Below are 7,705 nucleotides of genomic sequence, written 5' to 3'. Positions count from 1 at the left end.
TTGCTGGCGTTGCTGGACGCGATCCGGGTTAATGATCCCGGGCCCGGTCGGCCCCGCAAGCGACCGGATGTGCTGATCGCGGACAAGGGCTACGCGCATGACGAGACTCGTCGAGCGCTTCGGCAACGCGGGATCCGGCACGTCATCCCTGAACGATCCGACCAGGTCGCCCGCAGGGCCGCCAAGGGCAGCGCCGGCGGCAGGCCACCAGCCTTCGACAAGGTGATCTATAAGAAGCGCAAGGTCGTGGAACGTTGCTTCAACCGGCTCAAGCAGTGGCGTGACCGGGCCACCCGTTACGCCAAACGCGCGTCGCTCTACCGCGCCAGCCTCGTTTTGATCGCCGCCACCATGTGGCTTCCCTGATCACACCGACTGCCCTATGCGGCCACCTGACCAGAGCTGACGAACCAGGTATCCGATCCCACAACTATCGGCTCATCGACCCAAGGCTGCACGATCGCGGCGATCTCTGCCGTCATCGGCCACATGTCCATGACCCAACCCTCCGGCGTCACGTCGACGTGGGCGCGCAGTGGCCCTACGACGTCTGATGGCAAATCCCAGGACCGCTCCAGGAAGCCGTCCGCGCCGAACTTCTCCACCATGTTCACCACGAGCACGGCCGAACCCTAGCTGCAGTCTCCACGCACATACCCCAAGATCGGCAGGACAGAGCCTAGGCCGGAGGATCGATGACGCCGCCAGAGCCAGGTGCTGCCCAGGGGTCTGTTACCGCCCGGCACAAGGAATCTGATGGCGCTGCCGTGGCAGCCGTTGAGTGACACGCCGGGTTGGCAATTGGCCGTTTGAAGAGGTGCTTAACAGCTCCGGCGGCCGCTGGGCAGCTCGATCGAACGCGCCCATACCATCGTCCTCATCCTGGCCACCAACCATGCCGGACTGCTATGCACAGGCTTACGGGTCGCACCGGACGCGCGGCCTGCCAGGTGAATGGTGGCGACCGCCGGCCGACGTGAGCCGAACCCTTCGCTGCTCTGGATCTACGTTCCCCTACGGCGGGGTGTAGTTCGACCTCATCGCGGGCGATCGCTCGCGGCTACAGCGCGGCGGGTGTGGTCGGCCGGCGGTCCGGGTCGGGGTGTCCGGCGAGACGATGGCAGCAGTGACCGTGACGGCCCACGATGGTGAGATGACGGAAGGTGATCGGAAGCGCAGGTGGGCGGTGGTGATCACCGCCGGAGTGTTGGTCGCCGGGCTGGGGAGTTTCCTGGCTGTCCAGGGCTTAGACAAGGCGGGCAAGTGGGCTGGCGTGTTCGGGGTGTTCGTTGGGCTGGCCGGCCTGGGGCTGTCGGTGTCCGGAGCGGTGGGTGCCCGCCGGCAGAGCCGCGGGCAGTCAGTGACCGACAGCAGCGTAGGTGTCGGGGTAACGCAGGTGCGTGGGGTGCGCGGCAACGTGCGTATCGGCCCCTCCGCACCGGCGCCCGCGACGCCGTCCGCACCGGCTGCGCCGCAGCCGCCGATTGCCGGGCCGAGGGCCGATGGCGTGCCGACTTGGGGTGGGCAGTCGGTAACGCGGTCATGGACGACCGGGCCGGTCCGGCAGGTCGACGGGGTCGACGGCGACGTCGACGTTGACCGGTGAGCCGTCGGTGGTGGCCACGGCAGGTTGCGGGTCAGGTGTTGACCGGCACTGTGGTCTTCGGGGACAGCATCCAGATCTCACACGTCGGGCGGGACGTGACCGTCAGCCTCGACCGGCCGCCCTACCGGGTAACTCCCGCCGACAGCACTCCGGTGGCGCTCAGCGTCCAGAAGGCCCGATTGCAGCCGAGCCGCTTGCTGCTGGCCCGGCACCAAGTCGTGCCGTTCACCGGACGCAAGCGCACCCTGGACGAACTGGCGGCATGGATCAGCGGTGACGAGCCGGTCGCGGGACTGCTGGTGCATGGGGCGGGTGGGCAGGGCAAAACCCGCCTCGCGTCCAGGGCCACCGTCGAGTGCATGGCCGCGGGGTGGACGGTGTGGCAGGTGGCCCACACCCCGACTCCGGTAGCCGGGTCAGCGTCGGTGTCTCGGGTTGATCTGCTCGGCGGTGCGGTGTTGGCGGTGGTGGACTACGCCGACCGGTGGCCGGTCTCGGCGCTGCTGGCGCTGCTCACCCAACTGCGAGACCTGCACACGCGGGCCGGTACCCGGGTACGGGTGCTCATGCTGGCCCGCTCAGACGGCTACTGGTGGCCCGCGTTGGCCGACCGGGCCGACAGCGACCTCGGCGTCGACACCGACAAGCTGCCGCTGCCGCCGTTGGCCACCGACAGCGACGACGACCGGCCGACGCTATTCAATATGGCCGCAGAACGGTTCGCCGCCGCAATGGATATCGAGCGGACCGACTGGCCGGTGCCGGACCTGACCGGGGCAGGGTTCACCCAGGTGCTGGCCGTGCACATGGCCGCTCTGGCCGCCGTCGACGCGACCCGGCGCGGTGAAGCTCCCCCGGTACGGCCGGACGCCGTCTCGGCGTACCTGCTGCGGCGAGAACAGGCGTACTGGCGTGACCTGCACATCGGGCCGGAAGCACTTGTGGCGAGCCCGCCCGAGCTGATGCACCGCGCGGTGGTCACCGCGACCCTGACCGGAGCCCAGCCCCGACCCGCCGCCCGGCACGCCCTCAGGCAGGCCGGGTTCGCCGCCGACGCCACCACCGCGGACCGGCTCATCGACGACCACACCACCTGCTACCCCCCGATCGACATCCGTACGGTGTTCGAGCCGCTGCACCCCGACCGGCTCGGCGAAGACCTCATCGCTCTGTCCACGCCCGGCCACGGCCGCGGCGGCGTGACGAACCTCGAACGCGACTGGATGCCAGCCGCGGTCACCCACCTGCTCACCGCCGACGGGCCAGAGCCACCGAGCTGGACCGCGACCGCGATCACCACTCTCGTCGAAACGGCACATCGGTGGCCGCACATCGCCGTTGACGTGCTGTACCCGCTCATCCGCCGCAATCCCGGTCTGGCGATCGCCGCTGGCGGGGCCACCCTTACCCGCCTCGCCGACATTTCCGACATTGACCCGGCCGTCCTGGAAGCCCTCCTACCCATGCTGCCCGCGAACCGGCATACCGACCTCGACATCGCCGTTGCCGCGATCACCAACCATCTCACCTGGCATTACCTCGCCCACATCACCGACCCCGCCGACCGCGCCGCGTTGCACGTCAACCACGCCTGGCGGCTGACCAACGCTGGACAGCGCATCGCAGCCCTCACCCCGATAGAGGAAGCCACGCGTATCTACCGGCGGTTGGCCGAGGCTGACCTGGGCGACTATCTGCCCAACCTCGCGGCGTCGTTGACCAACCTTGGCCTCCTCCTGTCCGAGCTGGGTAGGCGGGAACGGGCCCTGGCTCCCGCGGAGGAAGCCACGCGTATCTACCGGCGGTTGGCCGAAGCCGACCCGGGTGCCTACCTACCCGACCTCGCGAAGTCGCTGAACAACCTCGGCCTCCCACTGTCCGAGCTGGGTCGTCCGGAACAGGCCTTGGCCGCGGCCGAGGAAGCCACGCGTATCTATCGACGGCTGGCCGAGGCCAATCCGGGCGACTATCTGCCCGACCTAGCGGTGTCGCTCAGCAACCTCGGCGCCTTCCTGTCCGATCTGGGTAGGCGGGAACAGGCCTTGTCTCCGGCGGAGGAATCCATCGGCATTCACCGGCGGTTGGCCGAGGCCAACCCGGATGCCTACCTGCCCGACCTCGCACTGTCGTTGAACAACCTCGGCATCCGGCTGTCGGAGGTGGGCCGGCGGGAACAGGCCTTGGTTTCGACCGAGGAAGCCGTGGTCATCCGTCGTTGGCTGGCCGAGGCCAACCCGGATGCCTACCTGCCTGACCTCGCGGCGTCTTTGAACAATCTCGGCAGCCGGTTGTCCGAGGTCGGCCGGCGGGAACAGGCCCTAGCTCCGGCCGAGGAAGCAACCCGTATTTACCGGCGGCTGGGGGACGCCAACCGGGACGCCTACTTGCCCGACCTCGCAGCGTCATTGAATAACTTCGGCATCCGGCTAATCGAGGTAGGGAGCCTGGAAAAGGCCTTGGCCCTCATTGAGGAAGCCGTGGCCCTCCGCCGACGGCTGGTTGAGGCCAACCGGGACACCTACCTACCCGCTCTCGCGAAGTCGCTGAACAACCTCGGCGCCCTCCTGTTCCAGCTCGGCCGGCGGGAACAGGCCTTGAACCCGGCCGTGGAAGCCACCGGAATTTGCCGGCGGTTGGCCGAGGCCAACCCGGATGCCTACCTGCCCGACCTCGCGATGTCGCTGAACAACCTCGGCGCCCTCCTGTCCGAGCTGGGTCGGCGGGAACAGGCCTTGGCCCCCGCGGAGGAAGCCACCCGCGCTTACCGGCGGTTGGCCGAGACTAACGCGGACGCGTACCTGCCCAACCTCGCGAGGTCGTTAGTTGCCTACGCGTGGGTGTGCGTAAACGTAAGCGCCAACCTGCCGCGAGCGCTGGAGGCGGTCACCGAAGCAATTGAAATCTATCGCCCGCTGGCTGAGCAGTTGCCGCAGATGTTTGCTGAACACCTGTTCGCGGCCTACCAGGCGCTCACCGACGTGCTCCACGGGCTGGGCCTTACCGACCAGGCAGCCGACGTGCGTCAGCAGCTTGACCAAGTGGTCGGCAACCGGCCACGAACAGGCTGATGTGGAGCGGGTGGGTCATAAGCGTCATTATTGGTACGCGCCCCCCTGGGTTGGTGTCGGCTGACTGAACCTGGTCGCGGGAATCTCCTGCGGGTACGTTCAGCCTGTTCTTACTAGCGACGAGGGCGTGCTGGAAATCGTGCCGGCGCTAAGGTCGTTCATCGCCGCCAGCTCGGAGCACCGTCCATCTCTGTGCTCGCCGGCATACCGCTGTCCAAGGCTGCCGCTGTCGGCGTTGCTGTCGACAGCGGCAGCGCCTCCGGCTAGACCTGACCCCCGCTGAGAAAGCCAGGTCGCGGTTGTTAACTGGTGTCCGTGAGTGCCGTCCTATCTGCTCAGGCACCCGCGCCCACACCAGCCCTTCCGGCTCCGAGGTCGGAAGGCCCTGTCACTGGGGAAGGCTGTACCGCACGAGGACGTCATGCATGAGTGACTGCGAATATTCGGACACCCACATTGACCCGTCGCTAGCTCGACCAGGCCTCATGTAGGCGTCGACTCCGAGGGTCGCGTCGATGGCTTTCGTTTGGGGATCCCACCGAGCAACTCCGCATCCGATAGAGTCGCAGCCATTGAGGTTGGCGAACCACAACCGCCCATCCGGGCCGAGTTCGGAGTGGGTCCAAGGGCTCGACATCGTCTGGATAAAAGTTTGGTCCTTTATGTCGAATACCGCTCCTGGCTTGTCATCGCAGCCGATCGCCCTGGGCTGGGCCCCCGAGAGCACGACTCGGGATCCCACGACCCCGACAACAATAGGAGTGGGATAGGCAATGCAGTTACTGATGGCCCAATCGGGAAGCGGATAAGTGCTGACTTGTCCGGTGAGGCTGATAGCAGCCAAGTATCGATTACCGCCGACCGGCGGCGTGGCAGTCGTCCATAGGGTACCAGCCGGATCAACGTATGAAGACGGATACATGGACAGACCATCAGGAATAGTCAAAGGCTTCGTCGTGCCGTCTGAATGAAGCCGCAGCATTTGAGGCAGCTTGGTGGAATAGGGCCAGACCCACATCGTTCCATCAGGAAGCCCGGCCAGGCCGATCGCACCGATTGCTTCAGAATCGCTCTCTAGGGTCAGAGTGGCGACCTGTCCAGTTGCCGAGAACCGCGCCAACCCTGTAGTGGTCGCGATCCAAGCACCACCTGTTTCATCAAATACCGGGGCAAGAGCTTGTCCGGTGGCACCTTTTATCCCGGAGGGCAATCGCCATTTCTTCGTCACTTGTCCAGTTGTTGGATCGACACCGAGAAGCCCGTAGTCCCCGGACGACCATGGGTCCTCGCATACCCAGCCGGGACAATCCCAGGAGGCGCCAAAGTAGAGGGTGCCGTCTTTGCCAGTGGCTGCAGGCGTGAAAACCCCTAGGCCGGCGATACCTGTATCGAAAGCCGTTACCATAAGCGGTTGGTTCGGGACTGGGCTGGGAGCACTGATGGCCCACGTGAGGTCCGCCGGGATCCACGCGCTAAATTTGCCGCGGTATTTCGCTCTGACCGCTACCCGGGTAGTGCCGTTGAAGGCACTCATTGGGGTGCCTTTGATCAGTCCTGCGGTGGTCATCGTCAGGCCATCTGGCAGGTAGTACGGCGAAGGGACCCTCCACTCTAAGGTAGCCCCTTGGACGACGTTTGCGTTGAGTTGCAGGCTTAGTGGTTGCCCGACCATCCCGATAACCTGGGCGGGCACACGGGGCGCTGGGACACGTACAACTTGAGCCGCTAGCAATTTGGCGGCCCGCTCGAGAGACGCCCCATTGGTGTAGCCCGAATGGATCTCCGATGCATGGCCAGAGTTCTGCAGCGTCCATAGGCCACGGAAGTCGCAGACCGGGTCGTTTCGGTCGCAGATGTTTACAGTCAGATTTCCAACCTCGACCGGAATATCCCGGTTGTAAAGGTGGAAATAACTAGCGACACCGTTCCCGGCGTGACTGGAAGGTGGGTCCCCCAGCAGAAACACGGCCTCGGTGTTGCGAACCCTGTCTCCATCGGCCACGAGGCCGACGCCATCAACACGATTGAGAATGGATCTCCCCGCGTTGTCTTTCAACCGATTGAGAAGGCGGTGCATGACCATCGCGCCCTGAGAGTAGCCAGCGAGCACCAGCCGTTCATTCGGGCAAGATCGCGCCCGCAGCGTCAGCGTGGTGTATGCCGCATCCACACCGATTTGCAGGCCTCCGATATAGGTGGCCAAGTTGCTCACGCGCCAGTCCCCGATGACGGCCGCGATTGCAGCAGCGCGAGCCGGTCCCCGTTTGCCGAGTGCGGTCGCAATTGCCGTCCGCTGCGTCGCGGTAGGCTTGAGGACATCCACGGACTCGGCCGGGTACACCAGCGCTTGGGACTGCAGGTTGCGGCCACCAAGACCAGCCTTCATCTTCTCGTACAGCTGGTAGACCTGTGGTCCGAAGCCGGTCCGGCTGTCAAAGTTCGGGCTGCTGCTGTCCGCCACACCTTCCTGTTGTTGACCCGAACCCCGGGCACCTAGGAAGAAAACCTCGCCGCAAACAGTGGGCTGCGCAGCCGCCTGAGCATGGCCGGCTGCAATCGGAGCAACTGCGCCGCTAGCGGCCACGCATACGGCCAACGCTGCCATAAATGCTGTCCGTCGATGAATCGTGCGGGAAGCAATCCACTGGCTCACTCGGTACCTCGCTAGCTACGTCAACGGCGCGAGTGCATGCAATTCGCCCGTGGGTGGGTCCGACACGAGTGGCGCCTAGCCTCGGGCGAATCTGCCTCCATCCTTGGCCGCCCCAGATGACGCCGATCCCAATAGACCCAGCCAAGCACCTCGATGGACCAGCGGACTATCACTCGATCGCTCACTCCTGCCAATTGACCGTTCTACCGGGACGTCCTAGAGGTCAGCGCGTACATCCTCCATTCGGGCAACCATTCGCCACAGATCGGGATCTCGTCAATGCCAGTCGGTCCTCTGGTCAGGGCCCCGGCAAGATCACGGGGGTGCCCGGCTTGATGGGCTCGATATCAACGCGCGCTTGCTCGTGATAGCGAGGAG

General features: G+C 65.4%; 5 protein-coding genes. 3 read left to right on the top strand and 2 right to left on the bottom strand.

Annotation, left to right across the window (positions count from 1 at the left end; genetic code table 11):
• The coding region (locus DKT69_RS14570; protein WP_146231083.1) for a transposase at positions 1 to 366 on the top strand (366 nt) is incomplete at its 5' end.
• A gap of 14 nt (positions 367 to 380) precedes the next feature.
• Here DKT69_RS14570 and DKT69_RS14565 read toward each other — a convergent pair.
• On the bottom strand, positions 381 to 623 hold the full coding sequence (locus DKT69_RS14565; protein ID WP_109802102.1) for a hypothetical protein: 243 nt from the start codon (positions 621 to 623) through the stop codon (positions 381 to 383).
• 503 nt (positions 624 to 1,126) lie between these two features.
• On the opposite strand from DKT69_RS14565, the gene DKT69_RS14560 reads away from it, so the two are divergent.
• Both DKT69_RS14560 and DKT69_RS14555 read left to right on the top strand, forming a co-directional pair.
• A complete protein-coding gene (locus DKT69_RS14560; RefSeq protein ID WP_438361837.1) occupies positions 1,127 to 1,606 on the top strand; it encodes a hypothetical protein in 480 nt (159 codons plus the stop codon).
• A gap of 35 nt (positions 1,607 to 1,641) precedes the next feature.
• Entirely contained in the window at positions 1,642 to 4,674 is a 3,033-nt protein-coding gene (locus DKT69_RS14555) for a tetratricopeptide repeat protein (RefSeq protein ID WP_236647919.1), read from the top strand.
• 388 nt (positions 4,675 to 5,062) lie between these two features.
• Here the strand turns inward: DKT69_RS14555 and DKT69_RS14550 are convergent, their stop codons facing one another.
• A complete protein-coding gene (locus DKT69_RS14550; protein ID WP_146231082.1) occupies positions 5,063 to 7,327 on the bottom strand; it encodes a cutinase family protein in 2,265 nt (754 codons plus the stop codon).
• Between the last annotated feature and the right edge of the window lie 378 nt (positions 7,328 to 7,705).

This window comes from Micromonospora sicca, assembly GCF_003172935.1.
Classification (GTDB): domain Bacteria; phylum Actinomycetota; class Actinomycetes; order Mycobacteriales; family Micromonosporaceae; genus Micromonospora; species Micromonospora sicca.
This window is presented reverse-complemented; position numbering and strand designations above follow the sequence as displayed.